The 20,025-nt window shown below is 42.3% G+C and carries 21 protein-coding genes and 1 other annotated feature; of the genes, 5 read left to right on the top strand and 16 right to left on the bottom strand.

Translation table 11 applies throughout. The features are described 5' to 3' along the window. Nucleotides 1-9: 9 nt before the first annotated feature. Nucleotides 10-408, bottom strand: a complete 399-nt coding sequence (gene spxA / locus J9317_RS06395) for a transcriptional regulator SpxA (protein ID WP_211557131.1) — start codon at nucleotides 406-408, stop codon at nucleotides 10-12. A gap of 247 nt (nucleotides 409-655) precedes the next feature. Next, nucleotides 656-1,234, bottom strand: a complete 579-nt coding sequence (locus J9317_RS06390) for a GNAT family N-acetyltransferase (RefSeq protein ID WP_211557130.1) — start codon at nucleotides 1,232-1,234, stop codon at nucleotides 656-658. 138 nt (nucleotides 1,235-1,372) lie between these two features. On the opposite strand from J9317_RS06390, the gene J9317_RS06385 reads away from it, so the two are divergent. Continuing rightward, nucleotides 1,373-1,552 carry a hypothetical protein gene (locus tag J9317_RS06385; RefSeq protein ID WP_211557127.1) on the top strand — a complete coding sequence of 60 codons (180 nt, stop codon included), beginning with the start codon at nucleotides 1,373-1,375 and terminating at the stop codon, nucleotides 1,550-1,552. 237 nt (nucleotides 1,553-1,789) lie between these two features. On the opposite strand, the gene J9317_RS06380 is transcribed toward J9317_RS06385, so the two are convergent. The 6 genes from J9317_RS06380 to J9317_RS06355 form a co-directional block, all read right to left on the bottom strand. Beyond that, nucleotides 1,790-2,992 carry a putative glycoside hydrolase gene (locus J9317_RS06380; protein WP_431190698.1) on the bottom strand — a complete coding sequence of 401 codons (1,203 nt, stop codon included), beginning with the start codon at nucleotides 2,990-2,992 and terminating at the stop codon, nucleotides 1,790-1,792. 407 nt (nucleotides 2,993-3,399) lie between these two features. Then, nucleotides 3,400-4,344 (bottom strand): ABC transporter ATP-binding protein, encoded by a 945-nt coding sequence (locus tag J9317_RS06375; protein ID WP_211557125.1) that lies wholly within the window; start codon nucleotides 4,342-4,344, stop codon nucleotides 3,400-3,402. A gap of 1 nt (nucleotide 4,345) precedes the next feature. After that, entirely contained in the window at nucleotides 4,346-5,389 is a 1,044-nt protein-coding gene (locus J9317_RS06370; RefSeq protein ID WP_211557124.1) for an ABC transporter ATP-binding protein, read from the bottom strand. 15 nt (nucleotides 5,390-5,404) lie between these two features. Next, complete coding sequence (gene opp3C / locus J9317_RS06365; protein WP_211557123.1) at nucleotides 5,405-6,430, bottom strand: oligopeptide ABC transporter permease; 1,026 nt, start codon at nucleotides 6,428-6,430, stop codon at nucleotides 5,405-5,407. Beyond that, nucleotides 6,427-7,359, bottom strand: a complete 933-nt coding sequence (opp3b, locus tag J9317_RS06360; RefSeq protein WP_211557122.1) for an oligopeptide ABC transporter permease — start codon at nucleotides 7,357-7,359, stop codon at nucleotides 6,427-6,429. The genes opp3C and opp3b overlap by 4 nt, the downstream gene beginning before the upstream one ends. A gap of 130 nt (nucleotides 7,360-7,489) precedes the next feature. Further along, a complete protein-coding gene (locus tag J9317_RS06355) occupies nucleotides 7,490-9,178 on the bottom strand; it encodes a peptide ABC transporter substrate-binding protein (protein ID WP_211557121.1) in 1,689 nt (562 codons plus the stop codon). Nucleotides 9,179-9,557: 379 nt separating this feature from the next. Here J9317_RS06355 and J9317_RS06350 point away from each other — a divergent pair, with 379 nt between their 5' ends. Further along, on the top strand, nucleotides 9,558-9,911 hold the full coding sequence (locus tag J9317_RS06350) for a DUF3899 domain-containing protein (RefSeq protein ID WP_211557120.1): 354 nt from the start codon (nucleotides 9,558-9,560) through the stop codon (nucleotides 9,909-9,911). Nucleotides 9,912-9,955: 44 nt separating this feature from the next. Then, nucleotides 9,956-10,171 (top strand) — a binding site (T-box leader). Nucleotides 10,172-10,245: 74 nt separating this feature from the next. Continuing rightward, entirely contained in the window at nucleotides 10,246-11,235 is a 990-nt protein-coding gene (gene trpS / locus J9317_RS06345; RefSeq protein ID WP_347880503.1) for a tryptophan--tRNA ligase, read from the top strand. A gap of 457 nt (nucleotides 11,236-11,692) precedes the next feature. Here the strand turns inward: trpS and J9317_RS06340 are convergent, their stop codons facing one another. The 5 genes from J9317_RS06340 to J9317_RS06320 all read right to left on the bottom strand — a co-directional run bounded on the left by J9317_RS06340 (nucleotide 11,693) and on the right by J9317_RS06320 (nucleotide 17,174). Then, nucleotides 11,693-13,033, bottom strand: a complete 1,341-nt coding sequence (locus tag J9317_RS06340) for an MFS transporter (RefSeq protein WP_211557118.1) — start codon at nucleotides 13,031-13,033, stop codon at nucleotides 11,693-11,695. 150 nt (nucleotides 13,034-13,183) lie between these two features. After that, entirely contained in the window at nucleotides 13,184-13,936 is a 753-nt protein-coding gene (locus tag J9317_RS06335; protein WP_211557115.1) for a YjbA family protein, read from the bottom strand. A gap of 102 nt (nucleotides 13,937-14,038) precedes the next feature. Further along, nucleotides 14,039-14,824, bottom strand: a complete 786-nt coding sequence (locus J9317_RS06330) for a DUF2268 domain-containing putative Zn-dependent protease (protein WP_211557114.1) — start codon at nucleotides 14,822-14,824, stop codon at nucleotides 14,039-14,041. Between the two features lie 138 nt (nucleotides 14,825-14,962). Next, entirely contained in the window at nucleotides 14,963-16,201 is a 1,239-nt protein-coding gene (gene fabF, locus J9317_RS06325; protein WP_211557113.1) for a beta-ketoacyl-ACP synthase II, read from the bottom strand. Nucleotides 16,202-16,241: 40 nt separating this feature from the next. Continuing rightward, on the bottom strand, nucleotides 16,242-17,174 hold the full coding sequence (locus J9317_RS06320) for a beta-ketoacyl-ACP synthase III (RefSeq protein ID WP_211557112.1): 933 nt from the start codon (nucleotides 17,172-17,174) through the stop codon (nucleotides 16,242-16,244). Between the two features lie 172 nt (nucleotides 17,175-17,346). Here J9317_RS06320 and J9317_RS06315 point away from each other — a divergent pair, with 172 nt between their 5' ends. Continuing rightward, on the top strand, nucleotides 17,347-17,598 hold the full coding sequence (locus J9317_RS06315) for a hypothetical protein (protein WP_211557110.1): 252 nt from the start codon (nucleotides 17,347-17,349) through the stop codon (nucleotides 17,596-17,598). Between the two features lie 235 nt (nucleotides 17,599-17,833). On the opposite strand, the gene J9317_RS06310 is transcribed toward J9317_RS06315, so the two are convergent. The 3 genes from J9317_RS06310 to J9317_RS06300 all read right to left on the bottom strand — a co-directional run bounded on the left by J9317_RS06310 (nucleotide 17,834) and on the right by J9317_RS06300 (nucleotide 19,511). Beyond that, nucleotides 17,834-18,019: a ComZ family protein gene (locus J9317_RS06310; RefSeq protein WP_035409302.1), complete on the bottom strand. Its 186-nt coding sequence runs from the start codon at nucleotides 18,017-18,019 to the stop codon at nucleotides 17,834-17,836. A 78-nt stretch (nucleotides 18,020-18,097) separates the two neighbouring features. After that, the gene (locus J9317_RS06305; RefSeq protein ID WP_211557108.1) at nucleotides 18,098-18,739 is read right to left on the bottom strand and encodes a hypothetical protein; all 642 of its coding nucleotides are present in this window, start codon (nucleotides 18,737-18,739) and stop codon (nucleotides 18,098-18,100) included. A gap of 37 nt (nucleotides 18,740-18,776) precedes the next feature. Further along, nucleotides 18,777-19,511, bottom strand: coding sequence for an alpha/beta fold hydrolase (locus tag J9317_RS06300; RefSeq protein ID WP_211557106.1), 735 nt, complete (start codon nucleotides 19,509-19,511; stop codon nucleotides 18,777-18,779). A gap of 210 nt (nucleotides 19,512-19,721) precedes the next feature. Here J9317_RS06300 and J9317_RS06295 point away from each other — a divergent pair, with 210 nt between their 5' ends. Continuing rightward, nucleotides 19,722-19,907, top strand: a complete 186-nt coding sequence (locus tag J9317_RS06295; protein ID WP_035409308.1) for a YjzD family protein — start codon at nucleotides 19,722-19,724, stop codon at nucleotides 19,905-19,907. The last annotated feature ends 118 nt before the right edge of the window (nucleotides 19,908-20,025 follow it).

Raw genomic sequence — 20,025 nt, 5'->3', positions numbered from 1 at the left:
ATCAATGATTTATTCATTTACTAGGCGCTGTGCTTCACGCAGCTGATAAGTCCGTACTTTTCTAGGAAGAAAGCGGCGAATTTCATCTTCATTGTAGCCTACTTGAAGGCGTTTTTCATCAATCATGATTGGTCTTCTAAGCAGTCCAGGATGATTCTGAATCAGCTGATATAAGTCTTGAAGAGGCATGCTCTCAAGATTAACATTTAGTTTTTGGAAAATCTTAGACCGCGTGGAAATGATCTCATCTGTTCCGTCTTCTGTCATCCTCAAAATTTCTTTGATTTCATTGATAGACATTGTATCGGAAAGAATGTTTCTTTCTGTATATGGAATATCATGCTCTTCCAGCCACGCCTTTGCTTTTCTACATGAAGTACAGCTTGGTGATGTATATAAGGTTACCATGGAACTTTCACTCCTCTGTACGTAGTTTAAAATAAAATTACTTTAAACAAGTAATATCTATTGCTCATTATACTATAAAAAAGTAAGTAAGTGAATATCTTTTCCGCAAAAGTTTGACGAATTCGTTACAATTCCCAATAAATCAGTATTCATCATATTAGTTTAACATTCTGACAACTTCATTAACGTACTATTCAGGGCACAGGCTTACTAACTTCAGGCGTATCATTCACAGAGCCATTCTCAATTAGTTTTTCTCATCGAAAATATTAGTCGCTTCTTCTTCGCTGCGGATCTTCAGTACTTTCTTCACATCTTCATACGAACGGCCGTACCACTCTTTATCCTTATACGTATGAATGTGCTTGTAGGTTTCCTTCATTGCAGAAAAAATTTCAGATTCCGGACGGTCATTTGGGGACCAATAGAGAATTTCCATATGATTCACTTCATTCGTTGCTAACGATCTTCTCGAATACCCTATAGAACTTGCATGATGAAAACCTTCCCTTTGGTAAAATTTAAGACGTTTTGCCGTATCCTGATCGGAATCATCAACAGGCTCAACCTCTAAAATAATGGGTTTGTTTTTCTCTTTCAGCTTTGCAATAAGCTTATGTCCAAGACCTTCACCGCGCGCATCTTTGGAGACATATATGTAATCTATAAAAAGAAAATCATCCAGCTCCGCATACATAAGCACATGTTTCGGTCCTTCATCCTTGTAATAAATGTCGCCTCTGTCTTTTAAAAGACCTTCTATATGATCACGTGATTTCATTTCCTCAATCGGAAAATACTGACTCAGCTTCTCGTACCAATTCATGCTTTCTCTCCTGTTAAATGTAGTTGTATTGGTAATTTACCCATTTTGCTTTTGCATAAACATGATAGAGGGTATTTAGTTAAATTAACTGAAAATTGAATACTTTTTATGTATAATAGGAACAAGGAGTTGATTGGTTTGATCAGCTATTTTACTGATTTCGCCCTTTTCGCCATTTTTGTAATTGGGCTCACTGCTACAATGGGTGTTTTAGCGAATGGAATCGGATCCGGATTGTTCGGAGGCAAAACAAAAAATGCATTTTATGAACAATCCTCCAAAACGCAAAAAGGCTGGAATCCAGTTAAACGCAAATAAGGGGCTGTCCAGTAAGTCAATTTTCAAAGCTCCTTTCGCATTTTAAAATTGGATTGGTTTTGGCTGATTTCCGCTGCAGGCTGCTTGCTTTCCGCTTCAATCAGCCTAACCCATAAATGTTTAAAGTACCTATGTAAAAGCCAAAACCCCATGAGTGCTCAAACAAAGCGTTCAGGGGGTTTTGGCTTCAATCATTTCCTCTATGCAAGACTTATTAGATAGCCCCACTTTTTGCAGCTATTTCTTTACAGGGGTATAGTCTACTCCCTCTGTATAGCGGTTGCCAGCATTCCAAAGAAGGAATTCATTAATTCCTTCCCCATTCAGCGCTTTTATTTGGGCTTCTACCTCCGGCTTGCCATATTTCAAGTAGTTGCCCTTTCCTAAATAAGAAGCGGTAAAATCCTGCAGCCAAGGACGTGAAACTGGTCTTGTTTTCAATTTCCCAAGTTTGTCGTTCTCAAGTTTTGCATATTCCTTCACGAGCTTATATGGCTCTGTATCAGGTTTTTCAATGCCAAAATATGGTCCCCAGTGGCTTGGGTAGATCATAGATGATATGACATCTACATTATCCGAAATCTTGGAGAAGTTCTGTCCAATTCCTGGTGCTTCAGGCAGTGTAGCAGAATATCCGAAAATATCAACTGACACTTTTACACCATATGGCTTCAGCTTCTCACGTGCATACTTGGTGAAGTCTGTTACAGCCTGCACTCGCTTCTGCGTGTTATCACGGCTGTCCTTTTCATAATCTCCCTCACTGTAGGAGAGCTCTTTATCCTTCGTTTCAAAACCCTCCGGGAAACGGACATAATCAAACTGAATTTCTTTAAAACCCATTTTTGCCGCTTCAATTGCTGCCTGTACATTGTAATCCCAGACCTCTTTTACAAACGGGTTCACGAATTTAGCGCCTGTGCCGTTCTCCCAAACCTGTTCGCCCTTCTTATAGGACCACTCAGGCTTCTTATCTGCCAGGACATTGTCTTTAAACACCACAATGCGGCCAATCGGATAAATTTTATGATCCTCAAGCTTTTTCATCATGCCCTTTGGATCTTTTATGTAGGATTTGCTAATGCTGTAAAATGGAGATTTTTTATCTGGATGGAACGTAAAGTTACCGGAATCGTCCTTGACATCGATCACCATGCTGTTCAATTCCGTATCATCCATCAGTTTAATGAGGGAATCCATTTTTTCTCCCCCAGCGGATGTCCCGGTGACATACACCCCTCTTACCGCGTCCGGATATTCAAATTTGTAGCCAGATTCATAAGCAAATCTCGGCATGGTATCGGGCAATTTCTTTTCTGGAATCATGACCTCATTCAGCGCAAGCGAAGAGCCACTGGCTGCTTGAACAGGCTGAGCTGCGAATGCGGTTCCTGCCAGGATTAACACACTAGCCAGACCAATTATTTTCTTTTTATACAATCTTTTCAAGCTCCGGTTCCTCCTTATTAATCACTCTATATAAAAGTATAGGGCAGTTTTACATAGGTTGATAGAGGATATACCGCACATTATGCAAAAATACAAAATGAGCCAATCCGCCTATTAAAAGGCTGAAATTTGCTATTCTGAATGCCGTGATACCTGCACAGAATAAAAAACGCACTGACTCGTTAAGGTCAGTGCGTTTTCTTTCTATTAGGCTCTGTTAAACTTGGCTGTTGATTTCCGTTGCAGGCGCTCGCTTTCCGCGGGGCGGGCGGTGAGCCTCCTCGCCGCTTTGCGCCTGCGGGGTCTCACCTGTCCCGCTGCTCCCGCAGGAGTCTCGCGCCTTCCACTCCAATCAACAGGTGTTAAAAATCAACATCAGGCTTTAACAGAGCCTTCTATTAAATAGTAGCAGCATATTGTTTTTGATATTGAGTGAACTCTTCATTTGAGCACATTACGAAGTGTCCTGGTTTTACTTCGCGAAGCTCCATCTCTTCACCGGGCTGCAATTTGTGTTTAGAAGGCTCATACGCCTTTCTTACACGTGCGCGCTCATAATCGGGATCGGGCAGAGGGATTGCAGATAATAGCGCTTGTGTATAAGGGTGAATTGGATTTTTATAAAGCTCATCCGCTTCCGCAAGTTCTACTAATTTTCCGTAGTACATAACCCCAATACGGTCACTAATATATTTCACCATGGATAAATCATGGGCGATGAATAAAAACGTTAAGCCTTTTTCTTTTTGAAGCTTTTTAAGCAGATTTACAACTTGAGCTTGAATGGATACATCCAATGCAGAGATTGGCTCATCAGCGATGATGAATTCAGGATCCACTGCAAGAGCACGTGCAATTCCAATCCGCTGCCGCTGTCCGCCGCTGAATTCATGCGGATAACGGTTCGCATGCTCCCGGTTTAATCCGACTGTTTCCAATAGCTCAACTACTCGGTCCATACGTTCTTTGGATGATTTAGCAAGCCCATGAATATCAATGCCTTCTGCAATGATTTCTGATACTTTCAGTCTGGGATTTAGAGAAGCATAAGGATCCTGGAAGATCATTTGCATTTTACGGTTGAACTTCTTCAGCTGGGATTTATTCTTTTTCCCATGAACGTTCTCTCCGTCAAATAATACTTCTCCGCCTGTAGCATCGTACAGGCGAATGATTGTACGGCCTGTTGTGGATTTACCGCATCCGGATTCCCCAACCAGTCCAAGTGTTTCCCCTTTGAAAATATCAAATGAGACGTTATCAACTGCTCTTACTTCGTTGGATTTTCCTTTATTGAAATACTGCTTTAAATTTCTAACTTCGAGCAATTTTTCTTTTGCCATTTTATTTTCCCTCCTTAATTTCAGGGAACTGACGCATTCTCTTTTTGACCGCTTCCGGCGGTTCAACTTGCGGTGCATTTTCATGATAGAGCCAGGAGGCAACATAATGAGAATTCGAAATTTTAAAGAAAGGCGGCTGCTCTTCCAAATCAATTTTCAGCGCAAAAGGATTACGGGCAGCGAATGCATCCCCTTTCGGCGGAGCCAGCAAATCAGGCGGTGTTCCCGGAATGGAGAACAACTCATCTTCTTTAGAATCCAAATCCGGCATGGAACTGATTAGTCCCCAAGTATAAGGATGTTTTGGATTGTAGAAAATTTCGTCAGCTGTACCGTATTCCACTATTTTACCACCGTACATAACAGCTACACGGTCAGCTACATTTGCTACTACACCAAGGTCATGGGTAATAAAGATAATCGACGTATCAATTTTCTTTTGCAGTTCTTTCATTAAATCAAGAATTTGAGCTTGAATGGTAACATCCAGAGCAGTTGTAGGTTCATCTGCAATCAAAACCTTAGGGTTGCAGGCAAGAGCAATCGCGATGACCACACGCTGTCTCATACCGCCTGAAAATTGGTGGGGATATTGCTTAAAGCGTTCTTCAGGCATCGGGATCCCTACCAGCTTCAGCAGGTCAATCGCACGGCGTTTAGCCTCTCCCCTGCTCAAATTTTGGTGACGGATAATCGGCTCCATAATCTGCTTGCCGACTGTCATGGTTGGATTTAAGGAAGTCATCGGATCCTGGAAAATCATCGAGATGTCTTTTCCGCGGATTTTTTGCATTTGTTTTTCTTTTAGCTTCGTTAAATCCTTGCCTTCAAAAAGAATGCTGCCATTCTTAATTTCAGAATTGCTTTCAGGAAGAAGCCTCATAATGGATTTAGTTGTTACTGATTTTCCGGAACCGGATTCTCCTACAATCGCAAGAGTTTCCCCTTTATATAAATCAAAACTCACATTACGTATGGCTTGAACTTCTCCGCCAAACGTATGGAAGGAGATTTCAAGGTCTTTAACTTCTAATACTTTTTCCATTATCGTTCACCTGCCTTAGTCGCGCATTTTTGGATCAAGCGCATCACGCAATCCATCTGCAATCAAGTTGAATGCTACCATTAGAAGGGCAATCATAATTGCCGGAATCATCATTTGATATGGGAATAAAATCATACTTCTAAAACCATCATTTACAAGCGTTCCGAGTGATGCATTTGGATCCTGAAGACCTAACCCGATAAAGCTTAAGAAAGCTTCAAAGAAAATGGCATTAGGAATACTGAACATTGTATTAATGATCATAACTCCAAACATGTTTGGAAGCATATGTCTGAAAATAATTTTAGCATCAGAAGCTCCTAATGTTCTGGAGGCAAGCACAAACTCCTGGTTTTTCATCCTTAATACAGATGCTCGTACGACACGAGCCATTGTTGTCCATCCTGTAATGGTCAAAGCAATAATAATAGGAATGATACCTGGTTTAAGGATCAAAATCATAAGAATTACAACGACTAAATTCGGTATCCCTACAAGGATTTCAATAATCCTCTGCATAAAGCCGTCTACTTTTCCCCCTATATAACCGGAGATCGCACCGTATGCCACCCCAACCAGCAAATCAATCAATGATGCGACAAAGGCAATTAAAAGAGAAATTTGTGTTCCTTTCCAAATACGGGCGAAGATGTCACGTCCAAGCTGATCTGTTCCAAACCAATAATACTCTTTAACTTCGCGCTGCTCATAAGGCTGAATTATAGTACCATCTTTTTTCTTAAGTTCTCCATCAAATGGAAGCCAGCTTACATTTTCAATTCCTTGAATACGAGGTGGCAAATTGGAATGCTTTGTATTTTGTTCACGTGCACTGTGCGGGGTCATGAAAGGTCCGACAAATGCCATAATCACAATTAGAAATAAGACAATTAAACTTACAATAGCGGCTTTATTTTTCTTAATTCTCAGCCAGCTATCCTGCCAATAGTTTAAACTCGGTTTTTCAATACGTTCGCTTTTTGTAGAATCAAGCGGGGCAGGGACGAACAAGTCCTGTGATTTCTTTTCTGTGTTTATCATTTGCTGCTCCCCCCACTCACACGGATACGCGGATCAATTACGCCATATAGAATGTCCACTAATAGAATTACCACCACAAATAATGTTGCGAAAAGAATTGAAGTTCCCATAATTACCGGATAATCATTCGTAACGATGGATTTAACGAACTGCTCCCCGATTCCAGGAATACCAAAAATCTTCTCAATAACAAGCGAACCAGTCATTAATCCGACAGCTAACGGAGCAAGTACAGTAACAACTGGAATAAGCGCGTTTCGAAGAGCATGTTTCATAGATATTTGAAAACTGCTGGCACCTTTGGCTTTGGCTAATGTAATATAGTCTGAGTTCAGTACATCGATCATCTCAGTACGCATAAACCGTGCGGCAATTGAAATTGGGAACATGGCAAGGGCAACAGTCGGCAAAACACTGTACTCGGGTCCGTTCCATAGCATAACCGGAAACCAGCCAAGTTCTCGTGCGATATAATACTGAAGCAATGCAGCAAAAACAAATGATGGTATTGATTTACCAACAACCGCCAAAAAAGTAGAACCGTAATCGATCCATGTGTTTTGTTTCAGAGCTGCGATAACCCCGAGGAAAATACCAATAATTGTTCCAAAGAACATTGCCTGTAAACCAAGTGTGGCAGAAGGACCAATTCCATCGGCAAGGATAGTGGTTACGGGAGTGTTATTGAATTGGAAGGATGTACCCAGGTCGCCTTTCAGCATTCCGCCCATGTACTTTACATATTGTACAGGCACGGGATCATTCAGTCCGTATTTTTCATTCATAATCTGCAGCTGTGCCTCTGATAATTTTTCTGCAGAGTTAAATGGACTTCCAGGGATTAGTTTCATGAGGAAAAAGGTTGCAGAAACAACAATGAACAAAGTGATTATCATATAAACAATACGTTGCAAGATGTATTTTGTCATGATGCAGACACCTCCTAATTAATGCAATATTCAACGAATTTCGACAATTTGACGATAGGTAAAAAGAGAGTATATTTCTATACTCTCTTCTACTGTTCATAGAAAAATAGTTTATTGCTATTTAATTTGCTTATTCGCCTTCAATTGTTACCCATTGGTAGCTGTACTCACCACCGATGTTGTGGTGAACAAGACCTTTAACTTTTTCTTTTACCAGTACGTTTACTGAACGCTGGTAAAGTGGAGAAAGTGCTACATCCTCTTCAAGAAGAACTTTTTCAGCTTGAGCGAAGATTTCGAATTGTTTATTCAGGTCAGTTTCTTTGTCAGCTTGTTTGATTAGATCATCGAATTTTGGATTAGAATAAGCCATTTTGTTTTGTGCTCCGTCAGTGATCCAAAGATCCATGTATGTCATTGGATTTTGGTAATCAGGGCCCCATCCGCCATTCAATAGGTCGTAATCCATTTTGTCTTCAAGATCCAAACGGATTTTGAAAGGTACGCTCTTCACTTCAATTGTTAGTCCTTCAAGAGTTGTTTCCAGCTGCTCTTTTACAAAAGAAGCTTCTAGTTTAGCTGTTTCAGTATCCTGGCTCACATATCCAAGATTAAGTTTAGATTCGCCAAGCTCTTTTAAGCCTTGTGCCCAAAGTTTTTTCGCTTCTTCTTTATTTGTTTCAAGGTATTTGCCTGTTTCACGGAAGTCTTTTCCAGAATCATCAGCTGCGAATTCTTTTGGAACGATACCGTCAGCAATGATAGATCCATTTTGCAGTACATCATCAACAAGCGCTTTTCTGTCCACAGCTAACGCTATTGCGCGGCGGATGTTTTCATTTTTAAGTGCAGGATTCTTTTGGTTCATCTTGATCCACCATACAGATGGCTCAAGGAATCTTTCCATTTGGTCGTCATTCTCGTATTGAGAGATGATAGCAGCAGTTGCAAGTTTAGGAGTTTTATCCGCTTCACCAGATTCAAAAGCATTTACAGATGCTTGAGGATCTTTAGAAACGTTGAATTGGATAGTTTCAAGTTTTACATTAGCAGCATCCCAGTAGTCTGCATTTTTCTCAAGTTTCCAAGAGGATGCAGTAGGTCCGCCCCAATCAGTCATTTTGAATGGTCCGTTAAATACTAGGTTTTCTGCATTTGTTCCAAATTTGTCGCCTTTTTCTTCAACAAATTTTTTGTTTTGCGGGTAGAAGGATGGGAATGCCATCAATTCTTTGAAATAAGTGATAGGCTTTACAAGTTTTACTTCAAGAGTATGATCGTCGATTGCTTTAACACCAAGCTCTTCAGGTTTAGCAGATTGGTCATAAACCTTGTCAGCATTAGCGATTTTGCCGATCATCATGTATGGGCCGTAAGGAGAAGCTGTTTTAGGGTCAAGAGCGCGCTGCCATGCAAAAACGAAATCGTTTGCTGTTACAGGATCTCCGTTTGTCCATTTAGCGTTATCTTTAAGTTTAATAGTGTAAGTTAGCTTATCTTCGCTTTCAGCTGGATCTTCACTAGCAACAGCCGGGATTGCCTGTTGGTCTTTATCCAAGCGGTAAAGTCCTTCATTAACGTTATTGATGATTTCGAAGCTTGCTGCATCCTCAGCCATAACGCTGTCCATGGACGGAAGCTCAGCACTTTCAAAAACTTTAAGTTCTTGTGGTACAGATGGTGTTTCTGCTTTTTCGCCATTACCGTTATCCTTAGGCGTAGTGCTTGATTCGTTTTTGTTGCCGCCGTAGCAAGCAGTCAAGAACAAACTAAGGACTAAAGTAAGTACTACTAGAAGTGAAAATTTAGAATTTTTCACTTGTTTGACCCCCTTTTATTTTCTGATAATTCTTACAAGGATTATTATACAAGCTTTTAAATATTTGTACATGTGTTTTTTTAAAAAAATTTACACAAATGCAATAATACTAATAATTCAGGCCTATAAAAATAGTTCTTTGTACCTAGTTGTTTCGTTTTATATTTCAGAGAATTTTTAAAAAGTTGCTAGCTTAGCCTTGACAAGCAGGGTGTCTGTAAAAAATAATTAATGTTTATGTAAAGAGAGTGTAAGATTCCCTATGCATAATGGTAAAATATAGGGATATAAATGTGTGTGCTACTTTTCAAATATAATGAACCTCACACGAAATATTATGGTTATACTAGTATTATTCATTAGAAAGCGGTGATTCCAGTTGAAAAAAAGCGTCTTTATTTTCCTGGGTGGATTGGCCATTTCCCTCATTGGATGTTTTCTATACTATAGAGAGCTGACTCTTCTTGGTTTTATTAATTCCTCTTTTATTGTTGGCGGCTTTCTACTGTTCGCTTCTTTATTCGGGACGGTTGCGCAGAGCGGATTTTTCGATGCTGCTACTTATGGGATGAGAAGGACGTTTAAAATTAACGGGAAAGATATGGATAAAGAAGAAGCGCAGAGCATGCGTCCATTTTCCGAGCTCGTTTCCTTTTCCGTTTCCCCTCTCCTGTTTGCCAGTTTGGCCTTATTAGGTTTAATGATGATCGGGCTTGGCCTATACTATGTATAGTTGCACGAAAAGCATTTCTTTTTTATAATATGTATCAGTTAAATGTACCGGCTATGATAAAGAGTAGTACACGGATTATTCATTTGCAGAGAGCCTGAGGCTGCTGGAAATCAGGCATTGAACTTCGTGGAATGGACTTTTGAGCCGCATGCCGAAATAGAATTAGGCAATGCCGTATGTCCTGCGTTAAAGGATTTTAAGCGGCTTTCCGTTGGATCGGAGAGCAATCAGGGTGGCACCACGGTTCATTCGTCCCTTCTTCAGGGATGAGTGGGCCTTTTTTTATTGGCTTAACACAGAGCCGTAATTTAATGTAATAGAGGAGATGTTTCCAGTGAAAACCATTTTTTCAGGCATTCAGCCGAGCGGAGTCGTAACATTAGGCAACTACATCGGCGCCATGAAGCAATTTATCGAGCTTCAAAATGATTACAACAGCTATTTCTGCATCGTCGATCAGCATGCAATCACGGTTCATCAGGATAAGGAGAAATTACGCCAAAGCATCCGCAGCCTTGCAGCCCTGTATGTTGCAATCGGACTGGATCCAGAAAAAGCGACCCTGTTTATCCAATCGGAGGTGCCCGCGCACGCTCAGGCCGGATGGATGCTTCAATGCGTTGCGTATATCGGCGAGCTTGAGCGCATGACGCAATTTAAAGATAAGTCTTCAGGTAAAGAAGCAGTTGCTGCCGGTTTGCTAACGTATCCGCCATTGATGGCTGCAGACATCCTTCTATATGGAACTGATCTTGTACCGGTTGGAGAAGATCAAAAGCAGCACATTGAATTGACCAGAGACTTGGCTGAGCGCTTTAACCGCAAGTACAATGATATTTTCACGGTACCGGATGTCAGAATTCCAAAAGTAGGAGCACGCATTATGTCTTTAGCCGATCCTTTAAGGAAAATGAGCAAATCCGATCCGAATCAGAAGGCATTTATTACCCTTCTTGATGAGCCTAAGCAGATTGAGAAGAAAATCAAAAGTGCCGTGACTGACTCAGAAGGCATTGTAAAATTTGACAAAGAAAACAAACCAGGGGTTTCCAATCTCCTTTCCATTTACTCTATTTTCACAGGATTAACGATTGAAGAGCTGGAAGTGAAGTATGAAGGAAAAGGCTATGGAGATTTCAAAGGAGATTTGGCTCAGGTCGTAGTTGGTGAGATTGCCCCGATTCAAGAGCGATATTACGAGCTGATGGAATCCGATGAACTTGACCGTATTCTTGATGAAGGAGCAGAACGCGCGAATCGCGCAGCTAATAAAATGCTTCGGAAAATGGAAAATGCAATGGGATTAGGAAGAAAACGCAAATAATTAGAAGGAAGCTCAGCCTAGCTGGGCTTTTTTTATACGAGCAGGTTTGAGGAAAAAAAGAGACTGTCTAAAAAGTCTTACTGATAGAAAATGATCGAAACCCCTTGACGTTGTGAAAGCATTCGCATGGGTGTAATTTTATATAGGTACTTAGAACAATTCTGGTTAGGCTGATTGGAGCGGAAGGTGCGCGACTCCTGCGGGAGCAGCGGGACAGGTGAGACCCCACAGGCGCTTGCGCCGCGGAGGCTCACCGCCCGCCCCGCGGAAAGCAAGCATCCTGCAGCGTAAATCAGCCAAAACCAATCTAAATTCTAAGAGAGGAAGCACTTTTTTTTGGTCTTTTTTCCACTTATCAATTTCCTGATAACCGCATGCCAAACGGCTCTAAAGCAAAAAGACCCTGTTCCAAAACTCAAAAAGATGCCCGGCCGCGAGACCAGGCATCACCGTTTGTTTACATCGAGTGACCAGAATCGGAAATCTCCACTTTCTCCGCCTTCAGCTCTGATTCCAAATGGGAATCCTTTGATGACTCTGTCATCCTCCAATAAGTAAAAAAACTAATGGCAATACAGAGAGCGACATAGGCGTAAAACAGCCATTCCACTCCCATACTCTTCATCCACAAAGCAATGAATTCGGCGGTTCCACCAAAGATTGCCACTGTTAAAGCATAAGGGAATCCAACACCCAGTGCCCGGATTTGGGTAGGAAACAGCTCGGCTTTTACGATTGCATTGATGGATGTATAGCCGGTCACAATAATAAGCCCTGTCATCATAAGCAAAAACGCGCCGGTTGGATTTTGCGTTTGCTCGAGAAGCAGGAAGATCGGAACGGTAAGAATGGTTCCCAGTATGCCAAAGCACATGAGTAGAGGTCTTCTTCCAATTCGGTCTGAAAGCATTCCCGCTAGCGGCTGCAAAATAATAAAGATAAAAAGTGCAGCAAAGTTGATCCAGCTCACGGTTTCTTTTGGAATGCCTGATGTATTAATCATGAATTTTTGCAAGTAGGTCGTGTATGTGTAAAATGCAACCGTTCCTCCGAGTGTCAGACCGACTACTGTCCATACTGCTTTCGGATACTTCATCAGCACCTTGAGGGTCCCGGCATTCGTTCTTTTTTCTTTGCCCATTTTTTCGAACTGATCGGACTCATCCATGGATCGCCTCAGCCATAAAACCGCGAGGGCCCCCATCGCTCCAATAACAAACGGAATGCGCCAGCCCCAAGCATTCATATCTGGTTCGCTAAGAACTTGCTGAAGAATAATTTGAACGCCTAACGCGGTAAGCTGTCCGGCAACCAGCGTGACGTATTGAAAACTTGAATAATATCCGCGGCGGCCCGAACTGGCCATTTCAGATAAGTATGTAGCTGATGTACCATATTCTCCACCCAATGAAAGTCCTTGGAGAAGCCTTGCAAGAACAAGTATGACTGGAGCCATTACACCGATCGAACTGTAGCCCGGCGTACAGGCAATGATCAAAGATCCTGCCGCCATAATGGTGATGGACAGCGTCAGCGCAGCCCTTCTCCCATGACGATCCGCATATCTTCCCATTATGAGACTGCCAATCGGCCGCATTAAAAATCCTACAGCAAAAATGGCTGCGGTATTAAGCAGCTGGCTCGTTGAATCTCCTGCAGGAAAGAATTCTGCTGAAAAATACACAGCGAAAGCGGAGTATACATACCAGTCATACCACTCGATTAAATTTCCGACCGATCCTTTAAAAATATTGCCTGTTATGCGCTTTGTACTTGCGTGGTCTGCTGCTTTTGCCATAATTATACCTCCTTGAAGCGGTTTTTAAAAAGAAAGCGCTTTACCTTCTATTATACCGTACCACCTAGAAGCTGACTGTAAGCCTAAACACACAAAAACCCCCTTCACCCAGTCTTCAGCCGGGGTTATCAGGAGGCTTGTCCATTGCATTCAATTTACTTTCGATTCGTGCTCGGTATCCCATAGTTTTTCAAAGAAGGGTTGTCCTTTTACTAGATGCTCGCATAGCGACATATGCTTCGGGGACCACCCATTTACGGTTTCGCTGTAAAGCTTTTGGAAGACATCATGAAATTCCATGGAACGGATTTGTTCATACTCCTGCGGATTCCATTCTGTGTACCAATATTTTATTTCTGCCGTATTTTTTGTGGTTTGCAGCTGATCCAATGCCATGAATAGAAGCTGCTTTAGCTGCCGTTCCTTACGGGTGAGTCCTCTCATGTGGTCAGGAGCAAGAGACAGAATATGAAATTCCTTTTCTTCCCCATGCAGCGGCCCGTGAAAAGGATAGTCATCCGCATCTACGTCCTTAACCATTTCATAAACGAGCTGTTCCTGCCTTGGAATCAAACGGCTTTTCCGTACAGGGATGCTGTAGCCGATTGTATCAACTGCGATAATTCCCTGGCCATCTGTGATGACGAAGCAGTAATCAAGTTGTATTCTTTCATGATTTTTCCGGATGTAGGCTTTCTGATGAATGTCTTTCAGGAGGCTTTGCGGTATCTCGGAAAGATCATTTTCAATGTACCTGAACAGCACTTGATTGACTTTGAGCAACGGCACCTGATCCAGCAGCTCAACACTGTCATCCTTTCGCCATTCATGGAAATGGCACACATTGTATCCATTTTCTTCTCCCTCAAACCAATTTACCCATACATCATGAAGAAACAACATTTCTTACCCCTCACCTTCTCAATCTGTTTGTCAATCAGTATAGGCAGGACGAGCAGAAAATATTCCAGTTTCTTCAGATTATGGGCGGATTTTCTTTCGTATTTATTCCTCTATTTTAAGAGCCTTTATAATGCGCTCGGAAGGCGTTTTGAAAAGACTCTCCGTCATTGAGCCAGTATCTTTCATATAGGATTTAACAGCATAATACCCGGCTGTATAGCCAAGCATTTTCGGATACATGCCAAGACCGTATATCATTTTATCGAAATGCCGGTCCTCCTGCTTGATGGTCTGGTTGGGAAGGATATGTCTTTTCCAAAATTGGCGAAGCTGAGCATCCTGGTAAAGCCTGGTCCAGCTTGCCGTTTTATCCTCGCCAAGCAGTTCTCTTACTGCATTTTCAGCAAGTCCCTCCATGATTACCACATCTGCAAGCGTATAATCTTTTTCTTTCTTAGGATCCTTGGCTAAGCGGCAAATATGATGATATTCATGAATCAGCAGGGCCTTTACCTCTTCCTTTGGAACATCTGGGGCCAAAAAAAGAAACAGCTTATCATGAAAAGCAAGTCCGGACTTCCCGCCATATTCCCGCTTAATTTTCCCGTTTGATAAATCACCGGGCAAAATAAAGACTGGCGCATCCGGGCCCGACCATTTCTTCCGAAGATCTTCATACTCTTTATTAATATAAGGCAGGATTTTCTCTTCCTTGATGGTTTGCATAGTCTTCAGAGCAGATTGGCCATTTCGGTAAACCCCGAACGGCAGCAGCGACTTAACAAGTGTTTTTTCGCTCCTGTCCGGGAAATACGGTTTTAGCTTTTTGGCTAGCTCGTTCAGGCTCAGCTCCTTTTCAAACCATTGGTCCGTTCTCATCACACCCATCTCTATCACCCCTCTATTAATGTATGAAGGGACGGCTGAAAGTGGGAGGAGAATTTTCAGTGGAATTGGGCCCTGCAGCAGGCAGTGAATCAGTGCAGAAACACAAAAAAGCTGCCGAATAAATCGGCAGCTTTTTACTTATACGTATTTTTTAAACAAAATCGTTGCGTTATGACCGCCAAAGCCAAGTGAATTGCTTAGTGCGACATTCACTTTTGTCTTGCGGGCTTCATTCGGAACGTAGTCAAGATCACATTCCGGATCAGGATTTTCCAGATTGATTGTAGGAGGAATAATTCCTTCCTTAATCGCAAGTACTGAGAAGATGGCTTCAACTCCGCCAGCTGCTCCAAGCAAATGTCCAGTCATGGATTTCGTTGAACTGATTGCAACTTTTTTCGCGTGCTCTCCGAATACTTCTTTAATAGCCAGTGTTTCAAATTTATCATTATACGGTGTGCTTGTTCCGTGGGCATTAATGTAATCCACATCTTCTGGCTGAAGATTCGCTGTCTCAATTGCCTGTCTCATCGCACGGACCCCGCCTTCTCCACCCGGAGCCGGAGCGGTAATGTGATAAGCGTCACCCGTTGCACCGTAGCCAACAATTTCCGCATAAATTTTAGCACCGCGTGCAAGAGCGTGTTCAAGCTCTTCAAGAACAAGTATTCCTGCGCCCTCACCCATTACAAAACCATCACGATCTGCGTCAAACGGACGGCTTGCTTTAGCAGGATCCGGATTTGTGGATAGCGCTTTGCTTGAGCTGAAACCTGCAAATGCCATTTGTGACAGCGGTGCTTCTGCTCCTCCGGAAATCATCACATCTGCATCGCCGCGTTCAATTACACGGTAGGCATCACCAATGGAGTTCGTACCGGTAGCACAGGCAGTTACTGTACAAGCGTTAAATCCTTTCGCTCCAAGTGCAATGGATACCTGGCCGGCTGCCATGTCAGGTATCATCATCGGAACAAAAAACGGGCTTACGCGTTTAGGTCCTTTTTCCATAAGAATCCTGTGCTGGGTTTCGAATGTTTCCATTCCTCCGATACCGGAACCTACCCATACTCCCACTCTAGGAGCATTTTCATCTGTAATTTCAAGGTTTGCATCTTTTACAGCCATCATTGACGCCGCTACAGCATATTGCGTGAAGCGGTCCATTTTTCTAGCTTCTTTTCTATCCATAAATTGTTCAGGATCAAAATCTGTAATTTCTCCCGCTACTTTTGCTGGATAGTCATCCGCATTTACACGCGTAAGCGGCTTGATTCCGGAAACGCCATTAATCGCGTTCTCCCAGGTTGTTTCTGCATCCAATCCAAGAGGACTGACAGCCCCCAGCCCTGTAACCACTACTCTTTTCTTTTCCATATAGAAAACACCTCATTTTAAATTAGAATAATCTATCGTTTTAACGTCCCCATCTCATGGCAATGGCGCCCCAGGTTAAGCCGCCTCCGAATCCTACCATGACAAGCAGATCTCCGTCTTTTATTTTACCAGCTTCCAGCTCTTCTACAATACTTAGCGGAATAGAAGCTGCGGATGTATTTCCGAATTTATTTACTGTTTTGGACATTTTCTCGGGCGGAAGCTCAAGGCGTTCTCTCGATGCTTCCATGATACGGATGTTCGCCTGGTGAGGAACAAGCATATCTACATCAGCCTTTGTCAATCCTGCTTTCTCGAGTACTTTAACGCTGGATTCGCCCATTTGTCTAACGGCAAACTTGAAAACTTCGCGGCCGTTCATGATAATATATTCTTCCTGGTATAAGTGCTTGCCGCCTGATCCGTCTGCTCCCAAATCGAAAGAAAGAATTCCTTTCCCTTCAGAAACAGGCCCTAAAACTGCGGCACCTGCTGCATCTCCGAAAAGAACCGCCGTATTCCGGTCCTCCCAGTTTGTCACCTTTGAAAGCTTCTCAACGCCTACTACCAAAATATTTTTATAAACACCGGTTTCGATAAACTGTTTTCCAGTAACAAGCCCATACATAAATCCTGCACATGCAGCGCTTATATCCATTGCAGGGATCTGGCCGGCACCAAGTCTCTCCTGTATGCGGCATGCAACCGAAGGGAACGGCTGATCAGGCGTAACCGTTGCTACAAGGATCATATCCAGTTCCTTAGCCGTAATTCCTGCGTCTATAAGTGCTTTTTCTGCAGCCATAAACGCCATATCAGATGTATCAATATCATCGCTTGCAATGCGTCTTTCTTCTATTCCAGTTCGGGTACGGATCCATTCATCCGACGTATCCATCCGTTTCTCAAGGTCATGATTGGTAATCACATTTTCAGGGATATACCGGCCAATTCCGATAATTCCAGCGTTCATATGTGCAGCCCCTTTAGTATTATAATTTTTAACATCATATATTATGACTTGGTACTAATTTTAGCTTATCTCTTTTAATTTATCAATAAGACTGATGCATTCGTCCATGCACAATTGTCTCCATTTCATAGATTAATATCAGCAGAAATACATTGCCGGGAAGGTGAAAAGAATGGCAAGTCCCCAGAAAAATAAATTTGATCAACTGATGTTCGGAAGCCGTCAGGAAAAAATGGATGAAAAAATGGTTGAAGCGCCTAAAGAATCCACCCTTGAATCCAATGAAGACGAAGACCAGCTTGATTACATGAAAATTATGATGCAGGTTGATGATATCATGGGGTCCCTTAAAGAAATGAAACCCATGTTTAAAAAACTGTCACCGATGCTGGATATTATAAAAAAGAAATTTAGTGAAGAATGAAAAAAAAGCTTGAACTGCCTTTTCCGGGTTCAAGCCTTTCTATTATTTTGGCTTTGTTAAAGCATTAAGTTGATTTATTAACACCTGTTGATTGGAGCGGAAGGCGTGAGCCTCCAGCGGGAGCAGCGGGCCAGGTGAGACCCCGCAGGCGCAAAGCGGCGAGGAGGCTCACCGCCCGCCCAAGGATAAGCGAACGCCTGCTAGCTGCAATCAACAGCCAAGTTTAACAGAGCCATTATTTTAAAGCGTCTTGTTTACCTAAATCATACGCCTCAGCCATTACTTTATTGAACAAACCTAGTAGAGGCTGAATGTGTTCCATAGACAGCTCCAGACCGAGTTCATCAAGCTGCTGTTTTGCTTCAGGAAAATATTTCATCGCTATTTGCATGAATTCCATTTGTTTTTCGTGCTGATCCATATTTTAGTGTCTCCTTTTTGTTAAATACTCCTGCTTGTCCAGCGGGTTTCTTTTATAACTATATTCGCAAACCCTTCATTAGACAAGCGCGGAAGAGTCATAAAGAAAAGGATACTGCTCCATATGCTTTTTCAGTTCTTCCAGCCCCTTCTTTATAGGGGTTTCCTGAACGAGAGGATATAGTTCTTCTCTGCGCACACCATTTCCCGGGAGATAAAATGATTGGCCTTTGAAATCCTTGGCTGCCAACTCTGCAATGGTTTTAGCTGCATCTTCAATATACAGTCCAGGATCTTTTTTAAATGGCGGGACTGCAAAATCTTCAGCCCTCCAATTTGTAAGCTCCTCCGTTGCAGGCTGCCATGGTCCGTACATTTTGCCTGCATAAATTACACCATTGTGATCACTAACCTCTTTTCTTGCTTTGCCTCCTTTTTCAATAATAAGCAGGGGTATATCTATTGTATTATGATGCTCTAGCCATTCCGTTTCACAAACCGCTGCATCGCATGATTGCAAGTCAGGATTTTCTTCCTTGCACACTAGCTCAAACAGCGCGTTCCTTCCTACTGTCATCCACATTTCTTCCATTCGCCTTTCTTCCAGACTGTTCTTTGCTTTTTCATATACAGCCAGAACTTCAACACCTTTTTCGAGCCACTCCATGCACAGCGCGAAACCAAGAAACGTATGAGCTCCCAATACGGCTGCCTTCTTCATGGCTTCCCTCCTCTAAGAAATAATGATGCTCACCATGCTATAAATTTTTCTGATGCAGCGAAAAGTACTTAATAACAGATTGGTGGATACGGTATGGCTGCTCGCCTAAATGCAGGATCAATTCAATCGGATAGCCCTCTTCTTTCCGCTGCTCTTCAAAAGCTTTGCTGTGTTTTTGATAGGGAAATGGCGTCCCGCTCATCCGGTCCCAAATTTTTACCGGTACCGTGGATTCCAGCTGGTTAATGGACCTGAAGGAATAATGCTCCAATTCCTTTACATCGATCTCATAGGCTGCTGCAATTTCTCTAGTAAGGCGTTTATAAAAAAGCTTATTCATCTTCTCATCATTGATATAGCTTTGAAGATCTAAACACGGGTTAAAGAGTCCGATTGAACGCAGCCTTTCAGGGCTTCTTTCCATTAATTCAAGTGCTGCAAGCGCCCCTGTTCCTTCTGCGAGAAGGTGGACCTTGTCATTAATAATTTCTTTTTTAGGAAAAAGATGGAGGAGCTTTTCTGCCAGATCCCCTGCCTTAGGCGATCCCCAATGGCTGCCATGGAGATTGGACTGAATGAGAGTAAAGCCAGCTTTTCTCAAAGCGGCAAGCAGCTGTTTGCGCCCAAGATGCTGCATCCAGAAACTTGTTTGCCCATCCACAAAATGATTTTTATCGCCTAAAATCAATATTCCAAAACCATTTGGCTGATAAGGAGTATGAATAACCGTCCATTCTGACTCATACTGAAAAAAACGATCATAAATTTCCATGCTGCTCACCGCCTTTCCTATTGAGAGATGTGCCCGCTTTATCTTATGACAGAGAAAACAAATGGCGTGGGAAGGAGCCCACCCTCTCTTTAGGAAATTCTATGGCTAACGGACAAATCCTTGTCACAAATGTTTCATTTCTAACCTTTATTGTCTAATTTATGTGTGATATCATAAAAGAAGAATTGTGTGCAAATGGAGGGGAAAATTTTGCGTTATTTTTGGACGTTTTTCTGGGCGTTTCTGTTAGTACATATGCTTACTTACGTTACTTCGTCAATGGTTGGAAGCGCATACGATTTCATGACAGCAACCATTTTATCAGTTGTCGTAACCATTTTGATCTTCGCTATAGCTGCTTTGATTCCAAACGAGCCTGTGAATGATCAGCATTAATAAGCAAAAAAGACCTTCCATCCGGACAGGTCTTTTTTATTTTGGCAAGAATTTCATAGCGCCCGGCACTCCGAATACAGGAAAAACGGCAGAACAGCTCCGAATAATTCCTTGCAAT

The organism is Metabacillus flavus (assembly GCF_018283675.1).
GTDB lineage: Bacteria > Bacillota > Bacilli > Bacillales > Bacillaceae > Metabacillus_B > Metabacillus_B flavus.
This window is presented reverse-complemented; position numbering and strand designations above follow the sequence as displayed.